Below are 25,916 nucleotides of genomic sequence, written 5' to 3' on the forward strand. Positions count from 1 at the left end.
GGGCGCTGATCGTGTGGCTGAACTACGCGGCCTGGCTGCATATGCGCCTGATGAAGGGCCTGCGCGGCGCGGTGGCGGCATGGTGGGCACTGACTGGCCTGCTGGTGACGACCTTCGCCTTCCTCGGTGTCAACATGTTCCTGTCGGGGCTGCATAGCTACGGCAAGCTGTAAGATCGGCCGTTCTGAGCCGACTAAAAACCGCCGAGTGCTTCGCACCGGCGGTTTTTTTACGTCCGGCGGAATATTCGCTGCATCCAGTGTGTTTGTTAGATCAGCACCCAAGGATGGCTGGGCGAGTGGCTAAACGAGCCGATTCATCAATATGGCCCCGTAAGATAGACAACCCGATGGGCCGGCAAGGAGCAGCACGATGTGGATCAAGCGAAACGACAGAACTCAACTCGTCGGCGATGACATCGCACGCAGTGAAATCACGCCTCAGCATGTCTTCGAGAACCGGCGGCGCGTATTACAGGCCGCGGGTGCGCTGGCGCTCGGCAGTCTGATCGGTGTGAACGGCGAAGCGCTGGCCGCGTATTCGTCGCCGGATCCGAAGGCGCAGAAGCTCATGGCGAAGACCAACCCGAAGTTCGTCGCGCTCGACAAGATCACGCCGTACAAGGACATCACCACGTACAACAACTACTATGAGTTCGGTACCGACAAGGCGGATCCCGCGCACAACGCCGGTACGTTGCGTCCGCACCCGTGGAAGGTGAGCGTCGAGGGCGAAATCAAGAATCCGAAGGTGTACGACATCGACGAATTGCTGAAGCTCGCGCCGCTCGAAGAACGCGTGTACCGGTTACGTTGTGTCGAAGGCTGGTCGATGGTGATACCGTGGATCGGCGTGCCGCTCTCGGAGTTGATCAAGCGAGTGCAGCCGACCGGCAACGCGAAGTACGTGCAATTCATCACGCTCGCCGATCCGTCGCAAATGCCCGGGCTGTCGACGCCGGTACTCGACTGGCCATACACCGAAGGTCTGCGAATGGACGAAGCAATGAACCCGCTGACGTTCCTGACGATGGGTCTCTACGGTCAGGTGTTGCCGAATCAGAACGGCGCGCCGATCCGTGTGGTGGTGCCGTGGAAGTACGGCTTCAAAAGCGCGAAGTCGCTGGTGAAGATCCGCTTTCTCGACAAGCAGCCGCCGACAAGCTGGAACACGTATGCTTCGAACGAATACGGTTTCTATTCGAACGTAAATCCGAACGTCGATCACCCGCGCTGGAGTCAGGCCACCGAGCGGCGCATCGGTGAAGATGGTTTCTTCACGCCCAAGCGCAAGACGTTGATGTTCAACGGCTACGGCGATCAGGTCGCGTCGCTGTATCAGGGCATGGACCTGAAGAAGAACTTCTAGGCGACGGCGCGATTATGGTTTCCGATACTCAACCCGTTACCGAGACCTCACGCACAACGCTGCGTGCCAAAGGGCCGGCGTCAGCGACGACAAAGCGGCCCGCCACCGGTGCGCGCTGGGTCGTGCCCGCGAAGATCGTGGTGTTCATTGCGGCGTGGTATCCGCTCGCGCGCATCGTGCTGTTCGGCGTGACCGATCGGCTAGGCGCGAATCCGATCGAGTTCATCACGCGCTCGACGGGCCTGTGGACGCTCGTCTTTCTTTGCATCACGCTGGCGGTGACGCCGTTGCGTCGACTGACCGGCATCACTGCATTGGCAAGGTTCCGCCGGATGCTAGGTCTGTATGCATTCTTCTACGCGACGCTCCACTTCACCACGTACCTGTGGTTCGACAAGTGGTTCGACGTTGCCGCGATTCTCAAGGACATCGGCAAGCGGCCTTTCATCACTGTGGGTTTCGCGGCGTTCGTGCTGCTGATCGCGTTGGCCGTTACATCGCCGCGCGCGATGGTGCGCAAACTTGGACGCCGCTGGCAGACATTGCATCGCGCGATCTATGCGATCGGCGGGCTCGCGATCCTGCACTTCTGGTGGATGAAGGCGGGCAAGCACGACCTGATCTTGCCGAAGATCTACGGCGCAATCATGGTCGCGTTGCTGGGGTGGCGTTTGCTCGTATGGCTGCGCGAGCGGAGGGTAAAGACACGCTGACCATCAGGTGCGGCGCGCAAATAAGAAAAGGCGATGCCGCAGTGGCATCGCCTTTTTCATGGATGAGTCCAAGCTCTGACGTTTACGCCGGCAAGATCGTCTCGCCCGCAAACAACTGCATCACCTCTTCACGTGCACGGACGACATGCACCTGTGTACCATCAACCATCACCTCGGCCGCACGCGGACGGGTGTTGTAGTTCGAGCTCATCACAAAGCCATAGGCGCCAGCCGAGCGAATCGCCAACAGATCGCCCGGTTCGACTGCCAGCAGACGCTCACGACCCAGCCAATCGCCGCTTTCGCAAACCGGGCCGACCACGTCGTACACGTGGGCGGGCACGTCGCGCTTAACGACAGCCTCGATCGCGTGATACGCCTCGTACATCGCCGGGCGCGCAAGATCGGTCATCGCCGCGTCGACGATGGCGAAGTTCTTTTCCGCGCCAGGCTTCAGAAACTCGACGCGTGTGAGCAGTACACCCGCATTGCCGACCAGCGAACGGCCCGGCTCGAAATACACTTCACGATGCCCATGACCGCGCGCTTCGATGCGATCCAGCACGGTGCGCACGAAGTCGCCGATTTCCGGCGGGGTTTCGTCGTCATATGTGATGCCGAGACCACCACCTACGTCGATGTGGCGAATCTTCACGCCGTCCTGTTCGATCTGTTCGACCAGCTCGAGAACCTTGTCGACCGCGTCCAGATACGGCGCGACTTCAGTGATCTGCGAGCCGATATGGCAGTCGATGCCGACCACGTCGAGATGCGTCATTGCCGCGGCGGCGCGATACGTAGCGCGTGCATCTTCGAACGCGACACCGAATTTGTTCGACTTCAGGCCGGTGGAAATATATGGATGCGTTTTCGCGTCGACGTCAGGATTCACGCGCAGCGAGACGGGGGCCTTTTTGCCCAGTTCCGCCGCCACCGCATTCAGGCGGTCGAGCTCGGGAATCGATTCGACGTTGAAGCACTTGACGCCGGCCGCGAGCGCCTGACGCATCTCGTCCGCATGCTTGCCGACGCCGGAAAACACGGTGTTTTCCGCTTTGCCGCCAGCGGCCAGCACGCGCGCCAGCTCACCGCCCGACACGATGTCGAAGCCCGCGCCAAGGCGCGCGAATACGTTCAGCACCGCGAGATTGCTATTGGCCTTGACGGCGACGTGCACGGTCGCACGGCGGCCGGCGCAAGCGCCTGCGTAGGCATTCCACGCTTCGGTGAGTGCAGCGCGCGAATAGACGTACAGCGGCGTGCCGAACTGTTCGGCGAGTGAGGCGGCGGACACGCCCTCGGCGTGCAACACGCCGTCGACGTAGTCAAATGCGGATCGAGTCATGCGAAAGTCTTATTGAGCGGGAGTGACGGCGGAAGCAGGCTGCGCTGGCGTCGCAGCAGATGCGGGAGGTGCGGCGAGTTCGCTTTCCGGCGACAACGAGAGCGGTGCGCCAGAAGTATCCGGTACGTCACCCATCGGGGAGGGGGTTCCCACACCCGATTTCACTTCATCCGGCGACGGCGGTTGCGTGCGATCGATCGGCTTGGCCGGTAGCGGCGGCACGGTGGGCAAATAGAGCGAACCGCGTTGCCCGCAGCCGGCAAGTGCACAACCTGCGAGAATGGCTAAACCCGCTACAATCGCGCGGCCGGGCGCCGCCGCGCGCATCCGAGATACGACTCGCATGACTGTCCCTGAATAAATAATCGATGGAGTTTAGCATGTCCGATAGTGATTACCTGACCCGCGCGGAAGCCGCGCTAGCCGCCATCGAACGCGCGCTCGACGACACGGAAGCCGACATCGAACTCGAGCGCAGCGGCAACGTCCTGACCCTCGAATTCGAGAACCGCACGAAGATCATCGTCAACCTGCAGCCGCCGATGAGCGAGATCTGGATCGCCGCGAAAGCGGGTGGTTTCCACTTCCGTTTCATCGACGGTGAATGGCGCGACACGCGCAGCGGCACGGAGTTTTTTGCTGCGCTGTCGGAGTACGCGACGCAGCAGGCCGGCGAGCCGGTTCACTTCGAAGCGTAAAGCGCTTGATAAAAACCGCCGCGCATCGAGCGCGGCGGTTTTTTTCTGGCGGACGTTGCCGCCTCTTCTGAGCGCGTCTTTAGTGCCCGCGGAACAGATTCATGATGTCCTGCTTTTCCTGTTCGCCGACTTGCTCGGGCGCGGCCGCGGACGCGCCGCTCGCCTCGGCATCCAGCGCTGCCTGGCTGATACCGACCGTCGAGACGAAACCGTGGCCCGGCGTGAAGTCGTCGAAATACAGTTCTGAGCCGAGCTCGGTCACACCGTCGGGCATCGGCATCTTGTAGTCCGGCACGCCCTTGAGCGCGCGTGCCATGTATTCGATCCACACCGGCAACGCGAGGCCGCCGCCCGTTTCCTTGTCGCCGAGGCTGCGCGGGTTGTCGTAGCCAATCCACGCAATGGCCGTGAGCGTGTGCTGATAGCCGGCGAACCACGCATCGCGCGAATCGTTGGTCGTGCCGGTCTTGCCGCCGAGGTCGGTACGCTTCAGCACGTTGCTCTTCGCGCCCGTGCCCCGTTGCGCGACGCTTTGCAGCAGGCTGTTCATCACATACGCATTGCGCGGTTCGATCGCGTGCGGCGCGCTTTGCTCGGCGACCAGCGGTTGCGCGTGCGCCACGACGATGCCGCGCTGATCGGTGACTTCCGCGATCAGATACGGGTTGATGCGATAGCCGCCGTTAGCAAACACCGAGAATGCGCCAGCCATCTGCAAGGGGGTAACGAGTCCCGCGCCGAGCGCCATCGGCAGATAAGCCGGGTGACGATCCGCGTCGAAGCCGAAACGCGTGATGTATTGCTGCGCGTACTTGGTGCCGATGTGGTTCAGGATGCGAATCGACACGAGGTTCTTCGACTTCTGCAGCGCGGTGCGCATGGTCATCGGACCATCGAAACCGCCGCCGTAGTTCTTCGGTTCCCACGCCTGGCCGCCTGTCTCAGCAGCGCTGAAAAACAGCGGCGCATCGTTGATCACCGTAGCCGGCCCGAGCCCCTTTTCGAGCGAGGCCGAATAGATGAACGGCTTGAAGCTCGAACCCGGCTGACGCCACGCTTGTGTCACGTGGTTGAACTTGTTCTTGTTGAAGTCGAAACCGCCGACCAGCGCGCGAATCGCTCCGTCTTGCGGGATCACTGAAACGAACGCGCCTTCCACTTGCGGCAACTGCGTGATCGACCAGTTGCCGTCGTCATCCTTCACGACGCGAATGATCGCGCCGGGCCGCACGCGTTGATTCGGCTGCGCGCGCGTGCCGAGCGCGAACTGCGCGAAGCGCAGGCCGTCGCCCTGAATGGTCGCGACGTTGCCGTCGATGAAGGTGGCCTGCACCTGCTTCGGGTTCGCCGCCGTAACCACCGCGGCGATGATTTCACCGTTGTCGGGATGTTCGAGCAACGCGTCGTCGATGGCCTGTTCGCGGTCGTCCGCATCGGACGGCAAATCGATGAAGGCTTCGGGCCCGCGATAGCCGTGGCGCCGTTCGTAGTCCATCAGACCTTTGCGTAGCGCCCGGTAAGCGACGTCCTGATCGGCCGAGTCGATGGTGGTCACGACGTTCAGGCCGCGCGTGTACGCCTCTTCGCGATACTGCGCGTACATCATCTGCCGCACCATTTCCGCGACGTACTCCGCGTGCACGCTGAATTCCTTGCCCGCGCCCTTGACGATCAGCGGCTGCCTGCTTGCCTCGTCGTATTGTTCCTGAGTGATGTAGTGCAGTTCGTACATGCGCTGCAGGATGTACTCCTGGCGGATCTTCGCGCGCTTCGGATTGACCACCGGGTTATACGCGGACGGCGCCTTCGGCAAACCCGCCAACATGGCGGATTCCGCCAGGGTCAGGTCCTTCAGATCTTTCCCGAAGTACACCCGCGCCGCGCTCGCGAAGCCGTACGCGCGCTGCCCGAGATAGATCTGATTCATGTACACCTCGAGAATCTGATCTTTCGACAGCTTCGACTCGATCTTGTACGCGAGCAGCATCTCGTAGATCTTGCGCGTGTAGGTCTTTTCACTCGACAGGAAGAAGTTGCGCGCCACCTGCATGGTGATCGTGCTGGCGCCTTGCGTGGCGTGGCCGTTGGTCAGTGCGACGAAGCCGGCTCGCGCGATGCCTGTGAGGTCGACGCCGCCGTGATCGTAGAAGCGCGCGTCTTCGATTGCCAGCACGGCTTTCTTCAGGCTATCGGGCACGTCCTGGATATGGACGATGTCGCGCCGCTCTTCACCGAATTCGCCGATCAGCACGTGGTCAGCCGTATAGATGCGCAATGGCACCTTTGGCCGGTAGTCGGTCAGCGCATCGAGCGACGGCAGGTTCGGCGTTGCTACCACCAGCGCATAACCGAGCACCAGCAGCACGCACAGGATGCCTGCAACGATCAGACCCACAAAGCCGATGATGAGCTTGAGCCACAAGGGGCGTTTGCGCTTCTGCGGCGCGGGCGGCGGAGACGTAGGAGACGTGGATTGCATATGGGCACCAAAAAACAGTCCCGCGATTATAGCCGCCTCGCTTTTCAGCTTTCGGCATGCTTACTGACAGTTCTTGACAAGTCTGCACACCGCGCGGGAATGACTTCACTGTAGCCGCTTTGATGGCAGAGAGCGCGCGCGTCGCGCAACGTTAGCCATTCGGCTGAGTGTCGCGCGGCGACGCGGCTAAGCACAATCCTCCCTCGCTACTCGCGTTCGAATGGTTCGTCGCGTGAGTCTGAGGGAGGGCGTGATGACGTTCAAAAGTTCGTGGCTTCAAGGTGTGCAACTCGGTGCGCAGCGTTTTGCTGCGGGAATCGATGTGGGTTCGCAGTCCGTGCGGCTGGTCGTGGTGAGTCAGCATTCGCGCGCACGTGCCGCGCTGCATATCGAACATGCGAGCACTGTGCCGCTCGGCGCAGGCGCAATGGCCGGCACAGAGATCGCCGACCGGCATGCGGTGGCGCGTGCGTTGCGCGACGCATGCATTGCGCTGCGCGATGGCGCTGCCTGCCTCGGCCACGTTGACCACTACCGTGCCGCTCACACGGCTAGCCGCGCTCGCCGGTTGCGTGGGAGACGGCGGGCATGAACTCGCCGAACTCGAGCCGGCGGTGATGAACGAAGTCGAGCGCATCGCAGGCCTCGAGCGGCATGCGTTGGCTGTCGACTGGTTCGTCGACGAAACGCGTTCGCCGATCCGTTCGGTGACGATCGCCGCAACCGCGCGCCAGCATCTCGAAGCGCGTATCGAATGCGCAGCGACCGCCGGCATCTCGCTCACCGCGATCGATGGCGAGCCGCACGCGGCTTTGCGTGCAATGCGCTACGCGGCGAGTCACGAACTCGATCCGCACGAGCCCTATGTCGCGCTCTGGATCGGCACGGACGGCGTGTATGGCTGGCGCATCGTCGACGACTGCCTGGTCGGCGAAATGCGCTACCCGGCGCCCGAACACGCCGATCTCGCCGACGCGTTGCGTGATCTCGTCCACGGCCCGGTACTCGATTGTGCGTTGTTGAGCGGCGAGGTCGATCTGCTCGACAGCGTGGGTTTCTCGATTGCGGATATCGCCGACGTGTTGGGCTGCACTGTGCTGCCGTTCGAGTGTGCGGCGTTGGGTGGGCGTGCGCGTCAACTGCACGATCCGCTGTTGCACGAGCCTGCCGCCGCGGTCGCATTCGGACTTGCGCTGCGCGGAGTACTCGAATGATGCGCGGTCTGCAGCCTCATTTGGATCCGGCGGGCCCGGACACGCGGGCCTCTACGCGTGGCGCGCGCTTAGCACGGCCGTGGCTCGGCGGCTTCAATCTGCTGCCGTACAGGCAACGCAACGCTCGTCTCGCGCGCCGGCGGCGTTTGCTCGAATGGTTTGCCGCCGCGCTCGCCGGCTTTGCGGCCGTGTTCGCGTTAGTCGAATGGCAGGCATTCGAAAGGGCGCGGCTGGATGCGCAGCGCGCGACGATCGAACAATCGCTTGCGCAACTGGCCGAACCGCTCGCCGAGCACGCCAGATTGCTGCGGGTGCAGGACGAACAGCGCAAAGGCGCGGCGCGTGCGATGAACCTGTCCGAGCCGCTTACGCATTTGCGCGATTTGCTGGATGCGTTGAGTTTTGAACCAGGTGACGGCGTGGTGTTGCAGCAGATGCGGCAGCGCGAGCATGAGACGGAGTTGCTCGCGACCTCGCGCGGACATATCGCATCGGCCGAGTGGCTCAAACGCTTGAGTGCGATCCGCGGCGTGAAGGGCGCCGAGGTGAGCGATCTGCGTCGCTCGGCGCCACGCAGCAGTTCGGTGGCGGCGGCCAGCGTGACCGGCCCGATCGAATTCGGAGCGCATCTGCGCTGGGGCGACCCGCCGAAGAAAACGGCCTATACGTCGGGTCTGGCCGCGCAACGTCAGATGAAATCTGAACAATCAGGAGATACGAAATGAGTACGACTTTTGTCGGGTTCGGCGGCGCGGCAAGCGCGCGGCCCGCTTTTTCCCAGTGGATGAAGCGCGCACGTGTGCCGCTCGCTGCCTGGAGTCGCCGGCGCCGTTGGGCGGTCGCATTGCTGATCGCTGCAGTGGTGTTCGGACTTGGCACGCATGGCTGGGTTGTGGCCGATCTCGGCGGGGTCGAGGCGAGCCGTACGGCATTGGAGGCGGCCACGCGGCATCTCACGGACGCGCACCGTGCGCTGACGCAATTGCCCGCGCTGCGTCGGGAAGTTGCCGCCATGCCGGGCGCACAACTGCCTGCGTCATGGACCTCCGCGGACGACGTGCGGATCGTATCCGAACTCGCGGCGCAAAATAGCGTTTCGTTGCTCTCGGTGGAACCGGGCGCCGCTAGCGGCTCAGGTGCCGAAAGCATGCGCCCTGTACAGCTCACCGCGCACACCGATTTCGTCCACCTGATGGCATTTCTGCGCGGCCTATCGGATCTGCCGGTGCTGATCGTGCCCGTCGACGTGACGGTCAAGCGCGATGCCGATTCGTTAGCGGTGAGGGCAACGCTGCACGTATTCAGCGCGCTGAGGCCGCTGCCTTCGACTGCGACCGCGGACGCGTTTGCCGACGAAAGCCTAGATTCGGATGACGAAGAAAACATCGTGTTCTTCGATCCGTTCTCGCTTCCACAGATGCTCGCATCCGGTGAGCCGCCGCCTGATGCTTCGCAATTGCGCCTGGTCGGCTTGCTGCACGATCGCACACGCGGACTCGCCTTGCTCGATACGCCGGATGGCGCGACCACGGTCGTGTCCGGGCAGCAACTCGGTACCGAGCGCGTCACGCGGCTCGACGCGCTTAGCATCACGCTGGCCAATGGCGGCGCGACACGCACGCTGGCACTGACGGAGACATCCTGATGAGGCTGATGAAGCCGTTCGGTCGCGCAGAGTCGCGTGTCGGCGTTCGTGTGTGGTTTGGTTCTGGCGTGTGTCGCGGCTTGCCTGGAAGGATGTGTGGGGGCCCGGTTCGCAACGTGGCTCGCAGCTCGATTCACAATTCGCTTTGCGGCCTGCTTCGCGGCCTGGTCGCATGCATGGCGATAAGCCTCGGCATCGCGCACGCCTCAACCCCACCGTTGCCGCCGCTGCCCGCATACATGCCGCTCGACGACGCCATTGCGCCGCCCGATGCTCGATACGACGTGCCGCCGTTACCACGCGGCACCGCTGCCGAAGTACCCAACCCGTTCCGCGACAATTCCGTGGACGACTCCGTCGCTGACTCTGGCGTATCCCGAGCGGCGGCAACCGCTGACATCGGACGCGCCGACGACCTGGCCGGCGACGCAGACGGTTCAGTGCCGCTACGGAGGCAATCCGCGGCGTCGGCGTACAACGACGCCACTGGAACCTCGGCGCTCGAGGGGCCGCCTGTGCCGCTGCCTCCGCTTGCGCGCCTGAGCGACGCACCGAAAACGCCGGCAGACGCCAAACTCGCCGCCGACGACAAACCGATTTCGCTTAACTTCCAGCGCGCGGAACTCGGCGCGGTGCTTAACGCGTTCGCCCAGTTCACCGGCCTGAACATCGTCGCGAGCGAGAGAGTGCGTGGCGCCGTATCCCTGCGACTCGACAAGGTGCCGTGGCGCACCGCGTTCGATACCTTGCTCGACGTCAACGGGCTCGCCATGGAGCGCCACGGCAACGTGATCTGGGTCGCGCCGATCGCGGATCTGGCTGCGCGCGAACGGCAGCGTTTCGAAGCGCACGCGAGAGCCGCTGACCTTGAGCCGCTCGCAAGCCGCACGTTCGAGCTGCACTACGCTCGGGCCGAAGACGTGCGGCGCTTGCTGACCGGTGCCGGAAACCAGCGCGTGCTGTCCAAACGCGGTGCCGCGACTGCCGATCCGCGCACCAACCTGTTGTTCGTCACCGATCTCGAAGGACGCCTCGCGCAAATCACGGCGTTGCTTGCGTCCGTCGACCGGCCAACCCGTCAGGTATTGATCGAAGCGCGTATCGTCGAGGGTGAGCATGGTTTTTCGCGCAATCTCGGCGTGCGGCTCTCCATGGCGGCCGCCAACGCCGACGGCACCGCCAGAGGCTTGACGGGCGGCAAGGACGGCACCGTGTACGATCTGTCGGCGCGGCCGATTTCCGGTTTCGACGCCGCCACCGCCGGGCTGACCTTGTTCGCAGCCGGGGCGACGCGGCTCCTGAACATCGAGCTGAGCGCGCTGGAGGCCGAAGGGCGCGGCGAAATCGTCTCGAGCCCCCGGGTCGTGACGGCGGACCGGATGAAAGCGGTCGTCGAGCAAGGCACCGAATTGCCCTATCAGGCGAAAGTGGGGCAGGGCGTGTCGGGCGTGCAGTTTCGCCGCGCCACGCTCAAACTGGAGGTCGAGCCGCAAATCATGCCGGACGGCAGAGTGGTGCTGGACCTCGACGTCGCCAAGGACAGCGTCGGCGAGCAGACCGACGCCGGGCCCGCGATCAATACCAAACACGTGCAAACGCGCGTCGAAGTCGAAGATGGTGGTACGGTGTCGATCGGCGGAATTTACGCGACCGACAACCGGGACGATGTGACGCGGGTGCCGGTCCTGGGCAAAATACCGGTTTTAGGCGCGCTTTTCCGCCATCGGGCCCATCGGGACCAGCGCAGTGAACTGGCAGTTTTCATCACGCCGCGCGTCGTTCAGACAAATTAGGGGCACGCTGCCGCCGCTCTCCAGCGGCGGCCTGCAGGCTCGACAAGGCAGCCGCTTTGCCAGTAAGCTGCGGCACGAACCATACCGGATTAGCCAGAGGGACACCGTTGCAAGCGCGGGACGCACACGCCAATGTATTTTTTGTAGGGCTCATGGGGGCAGGCAAAACCACCGTGGGCCGGGCCATTGCGCGCCGTCTCGATCGCCCGTTCTTCGATTCCGACCATGAAATCGAGGCGCGTACGGGCGCGCGCATCCCGGTGATCTTCGAACTGGAAGGCGAAGCGGGCTTTCGCGATCGCGAAGCGCACGTGATTTCCGACCTGACCGGGCGCGAAAATATCGTGCTGGCCACAGGCGGCGGCGCGGTGCTGCGGCCGGAAAACCGCGAAGCGCTGCAAAATCGGGGCGTGGTGATCTATTTGCGCGCCAATCCGCACGATCTGTGGCTGCGCACCCGGCGCGACAAGAATCGCCCGCTTTTGCAGACTGAAGACCCCAAAGCGCGCCTCGAAGCGCTCTACGAAGTACGCGATCCGCTATACCGGGAATGCGCGCACTTCGTGATCGAAACTGGCCGGCCTTCGGTCAACGGACTCGTCAACATGGTTCTGATGCAGCTCGAGATGGCCGGCGTCGCCAAACATCCTGCGTCATAATGGACCGTATGATTACCGTCAATGTCGAACTGGGCGAGCGCGCCTACCCCATCCATATCGGTGCCGATCTGATCGGCCAGACCGCGTTGTTCGCGCCGCATATCGCCGGCAGTTCGGTCACGATCGTCACGAATACCACGGTCGACCCGCTTTACGGCGACAAGCTGCGCGCCGCGCTGGCGCCGCTCGGCAAGCAGGTCTCCACGGTCGTTTTGCCCGACGGCGAAGCGTACAAGAACCTCGAAACCCTGAACCTGATTTTCGACGCGCTGCTGGGCTCGCGCGCCGATCGCAAGACCACGCTGATTGCCTTGGGCGGCGGCGTGATCGGCGACATGACGGGGTTTGCCGCGGCCTGCTACATGCGCGGCGTGCCGTTCATCCAGGTGCCGACTACGTTGTTATCGCAGGTGGATTCGTCGGTGGGCGGCAAGACGGGCATCAACCACCCGCTCGGCAAGAATATGATCGGCGCGTTCTATCAGCCGCAGGCCGTGATCGCCGACATCGGCGCGCTGCGCACGCTGCCGGCGCGCGAACTGGCCGCGGGCGTCGCCGAAGTGATCAAGACCGGCGCGATTGCCGACGCCGGTTTCTTCGGCTGGATCGAAGCGAACATCGAGGCGCTCAATCGCTGCGAGCCCGAAGCGCTGGCCGGGGCGGTCAAGCGCTCGTGTGAGATCAAGGCTTCGGTCGTGGCGCAGGACGAGCGCGAAGGCGGGCTGCGCGCGATTCTCAATTTCGGCCACACGTTCGGCCATGCGATCGAAGCCGGACTCGGCTACGGCGAATGGCTGCACGGCGAGGCGGTCGGCTGCGGGATGGTGATGGCGGCGGACCTGTCCGTGCGCATGGGTTATCTCGACGAAGCGGCGCGCAAGCGTCTGGTCGATGTGATCGTTGCCGCGCATCTACCCACCCGGGCGCCTGCGCTCGGCGAGTCGCGTTATGTCGACCTCATGCGGGTCGACAAGAAGGCGGAAGCCGGCGCGATCAAATTCATTCTGCTGAAGCGTTTCGGTGAGACGCTGATCACCCAGGCGCCCGACGCCGAGGTGCATGCCACGCTGGTCGCCGCCGTCTAAACCGACTCGGCAGAGGCTTAGCAGCAAGGCAACACGCACCAGCGTCACGAGGCGCCGCCCATGTTTCGGAGAATCCGGTGACTGACAGGCGCAGCGACGATGTAAAGCATGACCCCGCAGGCACGCCGGTGAGCGGCGTGCCTTCGCAGGAGGCACTCGAAGCGCATCTCGCGCCGTATGCAGCGCATTCCGCGCAGTCGCGCGGCCGCCACTATCCCGAAGCCGCGCCAAGCGCGCGCACCGAATTCCAGCGCGATCGCGACCGCATTGTCCATTCGACGGCGTTCCGCCGGCTTGAATACAAAACTCAGGTATTCGTGAATCACGAAGGCGATCTGTTTCGCACGCGACTCACGCATAGCCTGGAAGTCGCGCAGATTGCCCGTTCGGTGGCTCGCAACCTGCGCGTCAATGAAGACCTCGTCGAAGCCATTTCGCTTGCGCACGATCTCGGTCATACGCCGTTCGGCCATGCGGGCCAGGATGCGCTGAACGAATGTATGCGCGAGCATGGCGGCTTCGAGCACAACCTGCAAAGCCTCGCGGTGGTCGACGATCTGGAGGAGCACTACGGCGCGTTCAACGGCCTGAATCTCTGCTTCGAAACGCGGGAGGGCATTCTCAAGCACTGCTCGCGTGAGAACGCGCGGCGGCTCGGCGCGCTCGGCGAGCGCTTTCTGGAGGGGCGGCAGCCTTCCATCGAAGCGCAGATCGCCAATGTCGCCGATGAGATTGCGTATAACAACCACGATGTCGACGACGGCTTGCGCTCAGGCTTGCTCACGGTGGAGCAGCTTGCCGAAGTCGAGTTATGGCAGACGCACTACGTGGCGGCGCGCGGCGACTTTCCGCAGATCGAAGGGCGTCGGCTGATTCACGAGACGGTGCGCCGCATCATCAATACGTTGATCGTCGACCTGATCGATACGACCTTGCTCAATCTTGCAAGGCACGCGCCAGTCTCGCTGGACGCAGTGCGCGCCGCACCGCCGCTGGTCGCGCATAGTGAAGCGATCGCCGCGCAGGCGGCGGCGCTCAAGCGGTTTCTGTTCAAAAACCTGTACCGCCACTATCGCGTGATGCGCATGGCCAACAAGGCGCGTCGAGTGGTGGCCGGTCTGTTCGATGCGTTCACCGAAGATTCGCGGCTATTGCCACCCGGTTATCAATCGACGGACGCGTCGCAGCAACCGCGCCTGATCGCCCATTACATCGCGGGCATGACGGATCGATACGCGGTGAAAGAGTATCAGCGGCTGTTCGTGATCGACGACAACTGAACGGGCCCGCGCCGACAGGCGGCGGCCCGTCTCTCCGCTTGTCGCTACATCCCGCCTACCGCAGCCGCGACGCGAACAGCGCGCCGGCAATCAGCGCAACGCCGCCGACGATTGCAATTGTCTGCCAAGGGTTTTCATGCACGTAGTCGTCGGCATCGGCAATCGCCACTTCAGCGCGTTCGCGCATGGCTTCACGGGTGTCGTTCAGGCGCTCGCGTGCTGCGCCGAGCTGCTTGTGCAGTTTGCTGCGCAGCGCCACCGCGTCGGCCTGGGTGCCGTCCGCCAGGGTGGATTCGAGTTCCGACATCAGCGTGCGCAGTTCACCTGCGATATCTGCGGCCGCATGGCGGCTACGGCGAGCAATACGCCGCGCACGGCGGCTCGTGGTGGTCCAGGATTCGCCGAGGGCGTCTCGCGTGTTCGGAAGTGTTGTCATGGTCGCTCCGTCGATGAGGATGATAAAAGTCTCCGCATACTCATGCGAAACATGGCGTCACGCAACTTCGATGCCAAAGGCTGCGCGGTGTTCCAGCGAGGTCATCACACACGTGCCGACGGTTGCTGGCGGCAGAAATTGCACTGGAAAGGTCGATCGGTGGTCAAAATTACAACGCATCCGGCATTTACCAAAATAGGTGACAGAGGCATAGAATCAAAAACGCCGTCACGTGTGTGACGGCGTTTGGCCGAGGTGCGGACTGTTCGCGACGGTTCGATCCATGCAGGCACAGCCTGCCTCCCTAGAAGACGTAACCTATCTTCGCGAAAGTAACGATCGGGTTGAGTCTGATTTTTGCCTCGGACGTCACGGTCAGGTTGCCAACCGGAGTCGCAGCGTTCGAGGTCAGTTTCGCGGTTACGCTGAGCGGTATGTATGAGACGGAGAGGCCTGCGAACCAGTGTTTGGTGAACGCATAGTTGAAACCGAGATTAAACACCGGTGCCCAGGAACGATCCGTCGATACCGAGGTCGGACCATGCAGTACGCCTTGTTCAAACGCAGTGTTGGTGATCTTCGCGTCCGTGAACCAGACGTACGTGACGCCGAGCCCGGCATACGGTCGGAACGCCGCGGTGGCGTCGTTGAAGTAGTATTTGAACAGGAGAGCAGGACTCCATTGCTTCGCGGAGCCGAGCGTACCGAATTGCCCGAAGGTGCCTGTGCCTAGCAGGTTGAATTTCGGCGGAATGCCAATTTCGGCTTCCGCGGAGATGTGATCGGTGACAAAGTAGCCTAGGCTTAAGCCGAGGGTGTCGGAGCTGTCGATGCCAGCGCCTGTGCCGGGTACTGAGATGTTGACGGGTGTCCCGCCGACGCTTGTTTCTTTCAAAGGATCGCTACTGTCTTGAGGGGCGAAATGGAACCACCCCGTCGTAGCGTAAAAACTGCCGGCCGATTGCGCGTGAGCTGCCGTCATGCAGGCGAGCGCCGCGATCCCCGTTATGGCCTGTTTTAATTTCATATGTGCTCCTCCAAAAAAGGCCCGCTCATTATGACCACAACGTTTGAAACAAACCATACGCGGCAGTTAGAGCTTTCTCCCTAAGCGCCGGGCGGTTTCTGGTTAAGCCGCGCCGCGCCGAACCCAGCGCCCACGCGGCTTTTCGGACCTTCGGGTATATACCAACGCGACTATTGGATACTCCAGCATGGCACGGCTTGCACGTCTCTATGTCCCTGACCAGCCGCAGCACGTCATCCTCCGTGGACTCGATCAGCAGCCCGCATTTGTCGACGACCAGGACTACGAGCTTTTCATCGACTGCTTAAAAGCGGCTTCACGCGACCATCACTTGTCCATCCACGCGTATGCGTTGATGCCGGGCTCAGTCCAACTGCTCGTCACGCCCACTGAGGAGTCGAGCCTGCCGAAGGCAATGCAGGCGGTGGGGCGCCGCTACGTTGCGCACTTCAACCGGCGTTATGCGCGTCGCGGCACACTGTGGGAGGGCCGCTACCGTGCCACGGTAATCGAAGGGGAGCGGTATTTCCTGCTGGCGAGCCGCGTTGTCGAGATGTCGCCAGTGCGCGCCGGGCTTGTAAGCGCGCCCGAGGACTACCGCTGGTCGAGCTACCGCCATCACATCGGCCTCACGCTCGACAGCCTGATTACCGACCATCCGTTGTACTGGTCGCTCGGCAATACGCCGTTCGAACGACAGCGCGCCTACCGGGAGTTGTGCGAGCAACCGCTCGACGAACGCGAAGCCAGTCAGCTTCAGCAGGCCACTCTGAAAGGCTGGGTTCTGGGCAGCGACACCTACCGTGAATGGGCGGCGCGGGCCGCCAACCGGCGCGTTTCGCCGCTGCCGCGCGGGCGGCCGCGCAAGGTCCGCGAAACGCCGCAGACGCAATAAAGCGTTCCGTATCAAAGGGCTGCACCCGAAACGGCATCTTCGCATGCCGTTTTCTTCTGCACCTTTTTGATATGGCACCAATAAAAAATAGCCGCAATGCACCAAGTTGATAATTGGGGATCGACCACCATGTTTTATTTGCTATTCCGTTGATTCGTCGCGTATATTCCGAATTCCGGCACTTTTTGGCACGCGTAGCATTCAAGCGTACTGAGTCGCCGACGCGGTTGCGGTGCGCACTGCGGCAATAGAAAACGGTTTTAACGGCCTGTCCGGCCCCTCACAGACGGTGTCCCCATGAACGACCACCAGCAACCGACTCACCCGGTTCCCGCCGCGCAAGGTCTGTACGACCCGCAAAACGAACATGACGCCTGCGGCGTCGGCTTCGTCGCCCATATCAAGGGCAAGAAAAGCCACGAGATCATCGAGCAGGGCCTGAAGATTCTCGAGAACCTCGACCACCGGGGCGCCGTCGGCGCCGATCCGCTGATGGGCGACGGCGCGGGCATCCTGATCCAGATTCCGGACGGTTTCTATCGTGAGGAAATGGCCAAGCAGGGCGTCGTGCTGCCGCCGAACGGCGAGTACGGCGTGGGCATGGTCTTCCTGCCGAAGGAACATGCATCGCGTCTCGCCTGCGAACAGGAGCTGGAACGCACGGTGAAGGCCGAAGGCCAGGTCGTGCTGGGCTGGCGCGACGTGCCGGTCGACCACACCATGCCGATTTCGCCCACCGTCAAGGCGAGCGAGCCGCTGATCCGCCAGATCTTCATCGGCCGCGGCAAGGACATCATGGTGACCGACGCGCTCGAGCGGAAGCTGTACGTGATCCGCAAGACCGCGAGCCACCGCATCCAGGCGCTCAAGCTCAAGCACGGCAAGGAATACTTCGTGCCGTCGTGCTCGGCGCGCACGGTCGTCTACAAGGGGCTGCTGCTGGCTGGCCAGGTCGGCGTGTATTACCGCGACCTGCAGGACGAGCGCACGGTGTCGGCGCTGGCGCTGGTGCACCAGCGCTTCTCGACCAACACGTTCCCGGCGTGGGAACTGGCTCACCCGTACCGCATGATCGCCCACAACGGCGAAATCAACACGGTGAAGGGCAACGTCAACTGGCTGAACGCCCGTACCGGCGCGATCGCGTCGCACGTGCTCGGCGACGATCTGCCCAAGCTGTGGCCGCTGATCTACCCGGGCCAATCCGACACGGCATCGTTCGACAACTGTCTCGAACTGCTGGTGATGGCCGGCTACCCGCTCGTCCACGCCGTGATGATGATGATCCCGGAAGCGTGGGAACAGCACACGCTGATGGACGACAACCGCCGCGCGTTCTACGAATACCACGCCGCGATGATGGAGCCGTGGGACGGCCCCGCCGCGATCGCCTTCACCGACGGCCGTCAGATCGGCGCCACGCTCGACCGTAACGGCCTGCGTCCGGCGCGCTACATCGTCACCGACGACGACCTGGTCATCATGGCGTCGGAAGCGGGCACGCTGCCTATCCCCGAGTCGAAGATCGTCAAGAAGTGGCGTCTGCAGCCGGGCAAGATGTTCCTGATCGACATGGAACACGGCCGCATCATCGACGACAAGGAACTGAAGGACAACCTCGCCAACGCCAAGCCGTACAAGAGCTGGATCGACGCCGTGCGAATCAAGCTCGACGAAATCGAGCCGAAGGCCGAAGACGTCGCGACGGAACGCCGCGAAGCCGCTGCTTTGCTGGATCGCCAGCAGGCGTTCGGCTACACGCAGGAAGACCTCAAGTTCCTGATGGCGCCGATGGCGCAAGCCGGTGAAGAAGCCGTCGGCTCGATGGGCAACGACTCGCCGCTGGCGGTCATGTCCAACAAGAACAAGACGCTCTATCACTACTTCAAGCAGTTGTTCGCGCAAGTCACGAACCCGCCGATCGACCCGATCCGTGAAAACATGGTGATGTCGCTGGTGTCGTTCGTCGGTCCGAAGCCGAACCTGCTGGACACGAACAACATCAACCCGCCGATGCGTCTCGAAGTGTCGCAGCCGGTGCTCGACTTCAAGGACATCGCCAAGATCCGTGCGATCGATCAGTACACGGGCGGCAAGTTCAGCTCGTACGAACTGAACATCTGCTATCCGGTGGCCTGGGGCAAGGAAGGCATCGAAGCGCGTCTGGCTTCGCTGTGCGCGGAAGCCGTCGATGCGGTCAAGTCCGGCTACAACATGCTGATCGTGTCGGACCGCAAGACCGACCGCGACAATGTGGCGATCCCGGCGCTGCTGGCCACCGCCGCGATCCATACGCACCTCGTCCAGCACGGTCTGCGCACGAGCGCGGGTCTCGTCGTGGAAACCGGCTCGGCGCGTGAAACGCACCACTTCGCGTTGCTCGCGGGCTACGGCGCGGAAGCCGTGCACCCGTACCTCGCGATGGAAACGCTCGGCCAGCTCGCAGCGGGCCTGAAGGGTGACCTGTCGGCGGAAAAGGCGGTCTACAACTTCACGAAGGCGGTCGGCAAGGGCCTGCAGAAGGTCATGTCGAAGATGGGCATTTCGACCTACATGTCGTACACCGGCGCGCAGATTTTCGAAGCTGTGGGTCTGGCTGAAGGCCTTGTGTCGAAGTACTTCAACGGCACCTCGTCGAAGGTCGGCGGGATCGGCCTGTTCGACGTCGCGGAAGAAGCGATCCGTCTGCATCGCGACGCGTTCGGCGACAACCCGGTGCTCGCGAACATGCTCGACGCGGGTGGCGAGTACGCCTATCGCGTGCGCGGCGAAGAACACATGTGGACGCCGGATGCGATCGCCAAGCTCCAACACTCGGCGCGCAGCAATTCGTACCAGACGTACAAGGAATACGCGCATCTGATCAACGATCAGACCAAGCGCCACATGACGTTCCGCGGCCTGTTCGAATTTAAGTTCGATCCGGCCAAGGCGATCCCGCTCGACGAAGTGGAATCGGCGAAGGACATCGTCAAGCGTTTCGCCACCGGCGCCATGTCGCTGGGCTCGATCTCGACCGAAGCCCACGCCACGCTGGCTGTCGCGATGAACCGCATCGGCGGCAAGTCGAACACCGGCGAAGGCGGCGAGGACGTGAACCGTTATCGCAACGAACTGCGCGGCATTCCGATCAAGAACGGCGACACCATGAAGTCGGTGATCGGCGATGAAGTGATCGTCGACATTCCGCTGAAGGACGGCGATTCGCTGCGCTCGAAGATCAAGCAGGTGGCGTCGGGCCGTTTCGGCGTGACGGCGGAATACCTCGCGTCGGCCGATCAGATCCAGATCAAGATGGCGCAAGGCGCAAAGCCGGGTGAAGGCGGTCAGTTGCCGGGTCACAAGGTGTCGGAATACATCGGCAAGCTGCGTTACTCGGTGCCGGGCGTCGGCCTGATTTCGCCGCCGCCGCACCACGACATCTACTCGATCGAAGATCTGGCGCAACTGATTCACGACCTGAAGAACGCCAACTCGGCCGCCAGCGTGTCGGTAAAGCTGGTGTCGGAGTCGGGCGTCGGTACGGTGGCAGCGGGTGTCGCCAAGGCGAAGGCCGATCACGTTGTGATCGCCGGTCATGACGGCGGTACGGGTGCATCGCCGCTGTCGTCGGTGAAGCATGCCGGTACACCGTGGGAACTGGGTCTGGCGGAAACGCAGCAGACGCTGGTGCTGAACCAGCTTCGCGGCCGTATCCGCGTGCAGGCCGACGGTCAGATGAAGACCGGCCGCGACGTCGTGATCGGCGCGCTGCTCGGCGCGGACGAATTCGGCTTCGCGACGGCGCCGCTGGTCGTCGAAGGCTGCATCATGATGCGCAAGTGCCACCTGAACACCTGCCCGGTCGGCGTCGCGACGCAAGATCCGGTGCTGCGTGCGAAGTTCCAGGGCCAGCCGGAACATGTCGTCAACTTCTTCTTCTTCGTTGCGGAAGAGGCGCGCGAAATCATGGCGCAACTGGGCATCCGCAAGTTCGAGGACCTGATCGGTCACGCCGAGTTGCTCGATATGAAGAAGGGCGTCGAACACTGGAAGGCGAAGGGTCTCGACTTCTCGCGCGTGTTCTATCAGCCGCAGGTGTCGGCAGACGTGGCACGCAAGCACGTCGACGTGCAGGACCACGGTCTCGACCGCGCACTGGATCACGTGCTGATCGAGAAGGCCAAGGCCGCCATCGAGAAGGGCGAGCACGTCTCGTTCATCCAGCCGGTGCGCAACGTGAACCGTACGGTCGGCGCGATGCTGTCCGGCACGATCGCGAAGAAGTACGGCCACGACGGCTTGCCTGACGACACGATTCACATCCAGTTGAAGGGCACCGCAGGCCAGAGTTTCGGCGCGTTCCTCGCGAGAGGCGTGACGCTGGATCTGGTTGGCGACGGCAACGACTATGTCGGCAAGGGCCTCTCGGGCGGCCGCATCATCATCCGTCCGACTAACGATTTCCGCGGCAAGTCCGAAGAAAACATCATCTGTGGCAACACGGTGATGTACGGCGCGATCGAAGGCGAAGCGTTCTTCCGCGGCGTCGCCGGCGAGCGTTTCTGCGTGCGTAACTCCGGTGCGACTGCGGTCGTCGAAGGCACGGGCGACCACGGTTGCGAATACATGACGGGCGGCACTGTGATCGTGCTCGGCGAAACGGGCCGTAACTTCGCGGCCGGTATGTCGGGCGGTATCGCTTACGTGTACGACCCGGACAGCACGTTCGCGGGCAAGTGCAACAAGTCGATGGTCGCGCTCGATCCGGTTCTGCAACAGGCTGAACAGGAACGCACGGTCGACAAGGGCTTGTGGCACAGCGGCGCAACCGACGAAGCCCTGCTCAAGGGTCTCATCGAACGTCACTTCCAGTTCACGGGTTCGCCGCGCGCGAAAGCGCTGCTGGAAAACTGGGATGCGTCGCGCCGTCAGTTCGTGAAGGTGTTCCCGACCGAATACAAGCGCGCACTGGGCGAAATGGCTGCGAAGAAGGCGAACAAGGAAGTACTCGCCGCTTAACTGACCCGCCCGCGGCTCGACCCGCAGACGTCACACTTAGCCGTACCCGCCGCGCTCGACGATTCGATTGTTCGACGCGGCGGGTGTAGATCACCTCACCTGATACAGATAGAGAAGAGAACCACATGGGCAAGGCAACCGGTTTTCTCGAGTATGAGCGCCGCCACGAGGCGTACGAAGCTCCGCTCACGCGTGTGAAGCACTACAAGGAATTTGTCGCGGCACTGACCGACGACGAAGCCAAGATTCAAGGCGCACGTTGCATGGACTGCGGCATTCCGTTCTGCAACAACGGCTGCCCGGTGAACAACATCATCCCGGACTTCAACGACCTGGTGTTCCATCAGGACTGGAAGAACGCGATCGAAGTGCTGCACTCGACGAACAACTTCCCCGAGTTCACGGGCCGCATCTGCCCGGCGCCGTGCGAAGCGGCATGTACGCTCGGCATCAACGACGACCCGGTGGGCATCAAGTCGATCGAACACGCGATCATCGACAAAGCGTGGGCCGAAGGTTGGGTCGCGCCGCTGCCGCCGAAGCACAAGACCGGCAAGAAGGTCGCCGTGGTCGGATCAGGCCCCGCCGGTTTGGCCGCCGCGCAGCAACTCGCGCGCGCGGGGCACGATGTCACCGTGTTCGAAAAGAACGACCGGATCGGCGGCTTGCTGCGTTACGGCATTCCTGACTTCAAGCTGGAGAAGTGGCTGATCGACCGCCGCATGCGTCAGATGGAAGCCGAAGGCGTGACGTTCCGCGCCAACGTGTTCGTCGGCAAGGCGGATTCGCTGCCGGAACACATCGGCAACACCGCGAAGGAAACCATCACACCGGCCGAGCTGAAAGAACAGTTCGACGCGGTCGTGATCGCCGGCGGTTCGGAAACGCCGCGCGATCTACCAGTGCCGGGCCGTGAACTGGAAGGCATCCACTACGCAATGGAATTCCTGCCGCAGCAGAACAAGGTCAATGCCGGCGACAAAGTCGCGAACCAGTTGCTCGCCAAGGGCAAGCATGTGGTCGTGATCGGCGGCGGCGATACGGGTTCGGACTGCGTCGGTACGTCGAACCGTCATGGCGCGAAGAGCGTCACGCAATTCGAACTGCTGCCGCAACCGCCGGAAGAGGAAAACAAGCCGCTCGTGTGGCCGTACTGGCCGATCAAGCTGCGCACGTCGTCGTCGCATGACGAGGGCTGCTCGCGCGATTGGGCTGTTGCTACCAAGCGCCTCGAAGGCAAGAACGGCAAGGTCGAGAAGCTGATCGCGGCGCGCGTCGAATGGAAGGACGGCAAGATGCAGGAAGTGCCGAACTCGGAATTCGAAATGAAGGCCGATCTGGTGCTGCTGGCCATGGGCTTCACGCAACCGGTGTCGCCGGTGCTCGAAGCGTTCGGCGTCGATAAGGACAACCGTGGCAACGTGCGCGCGTCGACTGAAGGCGACAAGGCGTATTACACGTCAGTGGACAAGGTCTTCACCGCGGGCGATATGCGTCGTGGCCAGTCGCTCGTAGTGTGGGCGATTCGCGAAGGCCGTCAGTGCGCACGCTCGGTCGATGCGTTCCTGATGGGTCATTCGGAACTGCCGCGCTAACGTCTCCAGCTGGTTTTCGCTCTTCAACGCGGAAACCGGCCACTGCTTGCAGGAAGAGGTGGAGACGACAAAGCCGTAAAAACAAAGCCGGGCACCTGAGAGGGTGACCCGGCTTTTTAATTGCTACTTCCGATAGCGCGCCAACGTCAGCCCTTCCAGATCGATCTCCGGCGTGCGCTGCGTAATCAAATCCGCGACCACCCGGCCCGAGCCCATCGACATTGCCCAGCCCGTCGAGCCGTGCCCGAGATTCAGCCACAGATTCTCCACACCGGACGGGCCGAGTAGCGGCGTGCCATCGGGTGTCATCGGCCGGCGGCCCACCCAGAAATGCGCGGAGGTCGGATTGGCCGCGTGCGGAAACCAGTCCCTGAGCACTTTCATCAGCGTCTGCAAGGCCTGTTCGCGCAAGGTCGTCTGGCGATTGCCGAGCTCCGCGGTGCCGGCCACGCGCAGGTTGTTGCCGAAGCGCGTGATCGCCGTTTTCAGCGACTCGTCCATCAGTGCCGCATGCGGGGCCTTTTCATCGTCGGTGACCGGCAGCGTCGCCGAGTAGCCTTTGACCGGGTAGAGCGGCACCTTCACCCCGAGCGGCGCGAGCAGCGCTGCACTGTCGACGCCCAGCGCCACCACTACCGCATCCGCTTGCAACGTCTCGCTGCCGCGTTCGCTGTCGACATGCACCGCGCGAACCGTACCGCCTCGCACATCGAGCGAGCTCACCCGTGTATCGAAGCAAAAGCGCACGCCGTTGCGCTCACAGATCGCGCGCAATTCGCGGGTGAAGCGGGCGCAATCGCCGGCTTCGTCGTCGGGGAGGTAGAGACCCGAGAGCGGCGTTTGCCGCGCCCAGCGCAAACCCGGTTCGATCTCAACGCACTGCGCCGCGCTGACTTCACGATGCGCAATGCCCGCGTCGCGCAGTACCGCCAGCGCCGGTTGCGCGAGCTCGACGTCGTACTCGCTGCGGAACAATTGCAGATAGCCCTGGCTGCGGCCATAGTCGAACGGATGTCGGCCACGGAATTCGTGCAGGCACTCGCGGCTGTAATAAGCGATGCGTTGCATGCGCTGCTTGTTGACGCGAAAACGTTCGAGGTCGCATTCACGCAGCCAGCGCGCGATCCAACGCCATTGAGCCGGATCCAGGGTGGGGCGGAAAATCAGCGGTGAGGCCGGCTCGAACAGATACTTGAGGATCTTCGCCGGCATGCCGGGCGCGGCCCACGGCGTCACATAGCCTGGCGCGATCACGCCGGCGTTGCCGAAGCTGGTGGAGAGCGCGACGTCCGGCTCGCGCTCGATCACGGCGACGTCGCAGCCTTGCTGGCGCAGATAAAACGCGGTGGCGACGCCAATGACGCCGCCGCCCAGAACAATCGTTTTCATGGTTGTGTACAGCGATTTTCAGGCGATGGGGCTGGTCGCACCAAGCACTTTACCCTTGGTCTCCGGCAGACACACCGCGGCGACGATCACCAGCAGATAGCCCGAACCGGCGACGATACCCATCGCCTTAACCAGCGTCATGGTTTGCGACAGCGTACCCACCAGGATCGGAAAGAACGAGCCGAGACCGCGGCCCAGGTTGTAGCAGAAGCCCTGCCCCGAGCCGCGGATCGCATTCGGATAGAGCTCCGACAAATACGCGCCGACTCCCGCGAAAATCCCCTGCACGACGATGCCGAGCGGGAAGCCGAGCGCGAGCATCATGCCGTCGGTGATCGGCAGCATCGTGTAGACCATGCCGAGCACGAACGAGCCGATTGCGAACAGCACGAACGACGCGCGCCGGCCGATCTTGTCGCACAGAACCGCTCCGACCATATAGCCGGTGAACGAGCCGACGATCAGCACGATCAGATAGCCGCTGGTGTTGAAGACCGACAGATGCCGCACGGTCTTCAGATAGGTCGGCAGCCAGGTGCTGATCGCGTAATAGCCGCCGAGCATGCCGGTGCACAGCACGCTGCCTAGCAGGGTGGTTTTGAGGTGCGGGAAGGAGAAGATCTGCAGGAAATGCGAGGTATCGAAGCCGCTTTCGCGAGCGCGGCGCGTTTCGAGAAAGATTTCTGGATCGCTGACATTGCGGCGAATGTAGAAGATCCACAGCGCGGGCAGCAGGCCGATCCAGAAGCAGGCGCGCCAGGCGACCTGTTCCGGCAGCAGCGCGAAGAACGCCCAATAGATGATGGCCGCCGCGGCCCAACCGAACGACCAACTGCTCTGCACGGTGCCGACGGCTTTCGCGCGATGCTGAGGTGAACGGATGGTTTCGGCCATCATGATCGTCACGACCGACCATTCGCCGCCGAAGCCGATGCCTTGCAGCGTTCGGGTGGTGAGAAGTTGCCAGAACGAATGGGTGAAACCTGACAGGCAGGTGAAAATCGCGAAGGTGGCGATGGTCCACTGGAGGACACGGACGCGTCCGTAACGGTCGGCCAGAATGCCGGCGAGCCAGCCGCCGATCGCCGACGAAATCAGCGAACTGGTCGCGATCATGCCGGCTTCGCTTTTGGTCATGCCCCAGGTCGCGATCAGCGTCGGGATAAGGAATGAGTAGATCATGAAGTCGAACGCGTCGACTGCGTAGCCGCCGAAGCCAGCGTAGAGGGTGCGGCGTTCGCGCTGGGTCAGTTCGGTGAACCATTGGAGAGAGGGCATGTTTTTTTGTGGTCTC

Annotated in this window: 20 protein-coding genes and 1 pseudogene; 14 read left to right on the forward strand and 7 right to left on the reverse strand. The window is 62.8% G+C overall.

Annotated elements, in window-relative coordinates:
• The 3 genes from ccsA to msrQ form a co-directional block, all read left to right on the forward strand.
• Positions 1–173, forward strand: a 173-nt coding sequence (gene ccsA / locus FSO04_RS17655) for a cytochrome c biogenesis protein CcsA (protein ID WP_166618199.1), incomplete at its 5' end; no start/stop codon positions are given.
• A 199-nt stretch (positions 174–372) separates the two neighbouring features.
• The gene (gene msrP, locus FSO04_RS17660; RefSeq protein ID WP_154560924.1) at positions 373–1,368 is read left to right on the forward strand and encodes a protein-methionine-sulfoxide reductase catalytic subunit MsrP; all 996 of its coding nucleotides are present in this window, start codon (positions 373–375) and stop codon (positions 1,366–1,368) included.
• Positions 1,369–1,382: 14 nt separating this feature from the next.
• Positions 1,383–2,081, forward strand: coding sequence for a protein-methionine-sulfoxide reductase heme-binding subunit MsrQ (gene msrQ, locus FSO04_RS17665; RefSeq protein ID WP_154560926.1), 699 nt, complete (start codon positions 1,383–1,385; stop codon positions 2,079–2,081).
• Positions 2,082–2,163: 82 nt separating this feature from the next.
• Here the strand turns inward: msrQ and lysA are convergent, their stop codons facing one another.
• Together lysA and lptM are read right to left on the reverse strand one after the other, a co-directional pair.
• Positions 2,164–3,426 carry a diaminopimelate decarboxylase gene (lysA, locus tag FSO04_RS17670; protein WP_154560928.1) on the reverse strand — a complete coding sequence of 421 codons (1,263 nt, stop codon included), beginning with the start codon at positions 3,424–3,426 and terminating at the stop codon, positions 2,164–2,166.
• Between the two features lie 9 nt (positions 3,427–3,435).
• Positions 3,436–3,771 carry an LPS translocon maturation chaperone LptM gene (gene lptM / locus FSO04_RS17675; RefSeq protein WP_154560930.1) on the reverse strand — a complete coding sequence of 112 codons (336 nt, stop codon included), beginning with the start codon at positions 3,769–3,771 and terminating at the stop codon, positions 3,436–3,438.
• 35 nt (positions 3,772–3,806) lie between these two features.
• On the opposite strand from lptM, the gene cyaY reads away from it, so the two are divergent.
• A complete protein-coding gene (gene cyaY / locus FSO04_RS17680) occupies positions 3,807–4,124 on the forward strand; it encodes an iron donor protein CyaY (RefSeq protein ID WP_054036574.1) in 318 nt (105 codons plus the stop codon).
• Positions 4,125–4,203: 79 nt separating this feature from the next.
• Here cyaY and FSO04_RS17685 read toward each other — a convergent pair whose 3' ends face one another.
• A complete protein-coding gene (locus tag FSO04_RS17685) occupies positions 4,204–6,603 on the reverse strand; it encodes a penicillin-binding protein 1A (protein ID WP_154560932.1) in 2,400 nt (799 codons plus the stop codon).
• Between the two features lie 253 nt (positions 6,604–6,856).
• On the opposite strand from FSO04_RS17685, the pseudogene pilM reads away from it, so the two are divergent.
• From pilM to FSO04_RS17720, 7 genes and pseudogenes are all read left to right on the forward strand, one after another.
• Positions 6,857–7,817, forward strand: a pseudogene (pilM, locus tag FSO04_RS17690) (type IV pilus biogenesis protein PilM).
• Positions 7,814–8,542, forward strand: coding sequence for a fimbrial assembly protein (locus tag FSO04_RS17695; RefSeq protein ID WP_414693436.1), 729 nt, complete (start codon positions 7,814–7,816; stop codon positions 8,540–8,542). The pseudogene pilM and the gene FSO04_RS17695 overlap by 4 nt, the downstream one beginning before the upstream one ends.
• Positions 8,539–9,462, forward strand: coding sequence for a hypothetical protein (locus FSO04_RS17700; RefSeq protein ID WP_154560934.1), 924 nt, complete (start codon positions 8,539–8,541; stop codon positions 9,460–9,462). The genes FSO04_RS17695 and FSO04_RS17700 overlap by 4 nt, the downstream gene beginning before the upstream one ends.
• A 92-nt stretch (positions 9,463–9,554) precedes the next feature.
• The gene (locus FSO04_RS17705; RefSeq protein WP_154561056.1) at positions 9,555–11,255 is read left to right on the forward strand and encodes a type IV pilus secretin PilQ; all 1,701 of its coding nucleotides are present in this window, start codon (positions 9,555–9,557) and stop codon (positions 11,253–11,255) included.
• Between the two features lie 107 nt (positions 11,256–11,362).
• A complete protein-coding gene (locus FSO04_RS17710; RefSeq protein WP_154560936.1) occupies positions 11,363–11,914 on the forward strand; it encodes a shikimate kinase in 552 nt (183 codons plus the stop codon).
• Complete coding sequence (aroB, locus tag FSO04_RS17715) at positions 11,914–12,999, forward strand: 3-dehydroquinate synthase (RefSeq protein WP_154560938.1); 1,086 nt, start codon at positions 11,914–11,916, stop codon at positions 12,997–12,999. The genes FSO04_RS17710 and aroB overlap by 1 nt, the downstream gene beginning before the upstream one ends.
• Positions 13,000–13,076: 77 nt before the next feature.
• Positions 13,077–14,279 carry a deoxyguanosinetriphosphate triphosphohydrolase gene (locus FSO04_RS17720; protein WP_168435725.1) on the forward strand — a complete coding sequence of 401 codons (1,203 nt, stop codon included), beginning with the start codon at positions 13,077–13,079 and terminating at the stop codon, positions 14,277–14,279.
• Between the two features lie 55 nt (positions 14,280–14,334).
• Here FSO04_RS17720 and FSO04_RS17725 read toward each other — a convergent pair whose 3' ends face one another.
• Positions 14,335–14,715, reverse strand: a complete 381-nt coding sequence (locus FSO04_RS17725; RefSeq protein WP_154560940.1) for an ElaB/YgaM/YqjD family protein — start codon at positions 14,713–14,715, stop codon at positions 14,335–14,337.
• Positions 14,716–15,019: 304 nt separating this feature from the next.
• On the reverse strand, positions 15,020–15,742 hold the full coding sequence (locus FSO04_RS17730; RefSeq protein ID WP_154560942.1) for an OmpW/AlkL family protein: 723 nt from the start codon (positions 15,740–15,742) through the stop codon (positions 15,020–15,022).
• A gap of 187 nt (positions 15,743–15,929) precedes the next feature.
• On the opposite strand from FSO04_RS17730, the gene FSO04_RS17735 reads away from it, so the two are divergent.
• From FSO04_RS17735 to FSO04_RS17745, 3 genes are all read left to right on the forward strand, one after another.
• On the forward strand, positions 15,930–16,637 hold the full coding sequence (locus FSO04_RS17735; protein ID WP_054036587.1) for a transposase: 708 nt from the start codon (positions 15,930–15,932) through the stop codon (positions 16,635–16,637).
• A 297-nt stretch (positions 16,638–16,934) separates the two neighbouring features.
• Entirely contained in the window at positions 16,935–21,638 is a 4,704-nt protein-coding gene (locus tag FSO04_RS17740; protein ID WP_154560944.1) for a glutamate synthase-related protein, read from the forward strand.
• A gap of 125 nt (positions 21,639–21,763) precedes the next feature.
• Complete coding sequence (locus tag FSO04_RS17745; protein WP_154560946.1) at positions 21,764–23,233, forward strand: glutamate synthase subunit beta; 1,470 nt, start codon at positions 21,764–21,766, stop codon at positions 23,231–23,233.
• A 123-nt stretch (positions 23,234–23,356) separates the two neighbouring features.
• Here the strand turns inward: FSO04_RS17745 and FSO04_RS17750 are convergent, their stop codons facing one another.
• Both FSO04_RS17750 and FSO04_RS17755 read right to left on the reverse strand, forming a co-directional pair.
• Positions 23,357–24,622 (reverse strand): D-amino acid dehydrogenase, encoded by a 1,266-nt coding sequence (locus FSO04_RS17750; RefSeq protein ID WP_154560948.1) that lies wholly within the window; start codon positions 24,620–24,622, stop codon positions 23,357–23,359.
• An 18-nt stretch (positions 24,623–24,640) separates the two neighbouring features.
• Positions 24,641–25,900, reverse strand: a complete 1,260-nt coding sequence (locus tag FSO04_RS17755; protein WP_154560950.1) for an MFS transporter — start codon at positions 25,898–25,900, stop codon at positions 24,641–24,643.
• Between the last annotated feature and the right edge of the window lie 16 nt (positions 25,901–25,916).

The organism is Paraburkholderia madseniana, from assembly GCF_009690905.1.
GTDB lineage: Bacteria > Pseudomonadota > Gammaproteobacteria > Burkholderiales > Burkholderiaceae > Paraburkholderia > Paraburkholderia madseniana.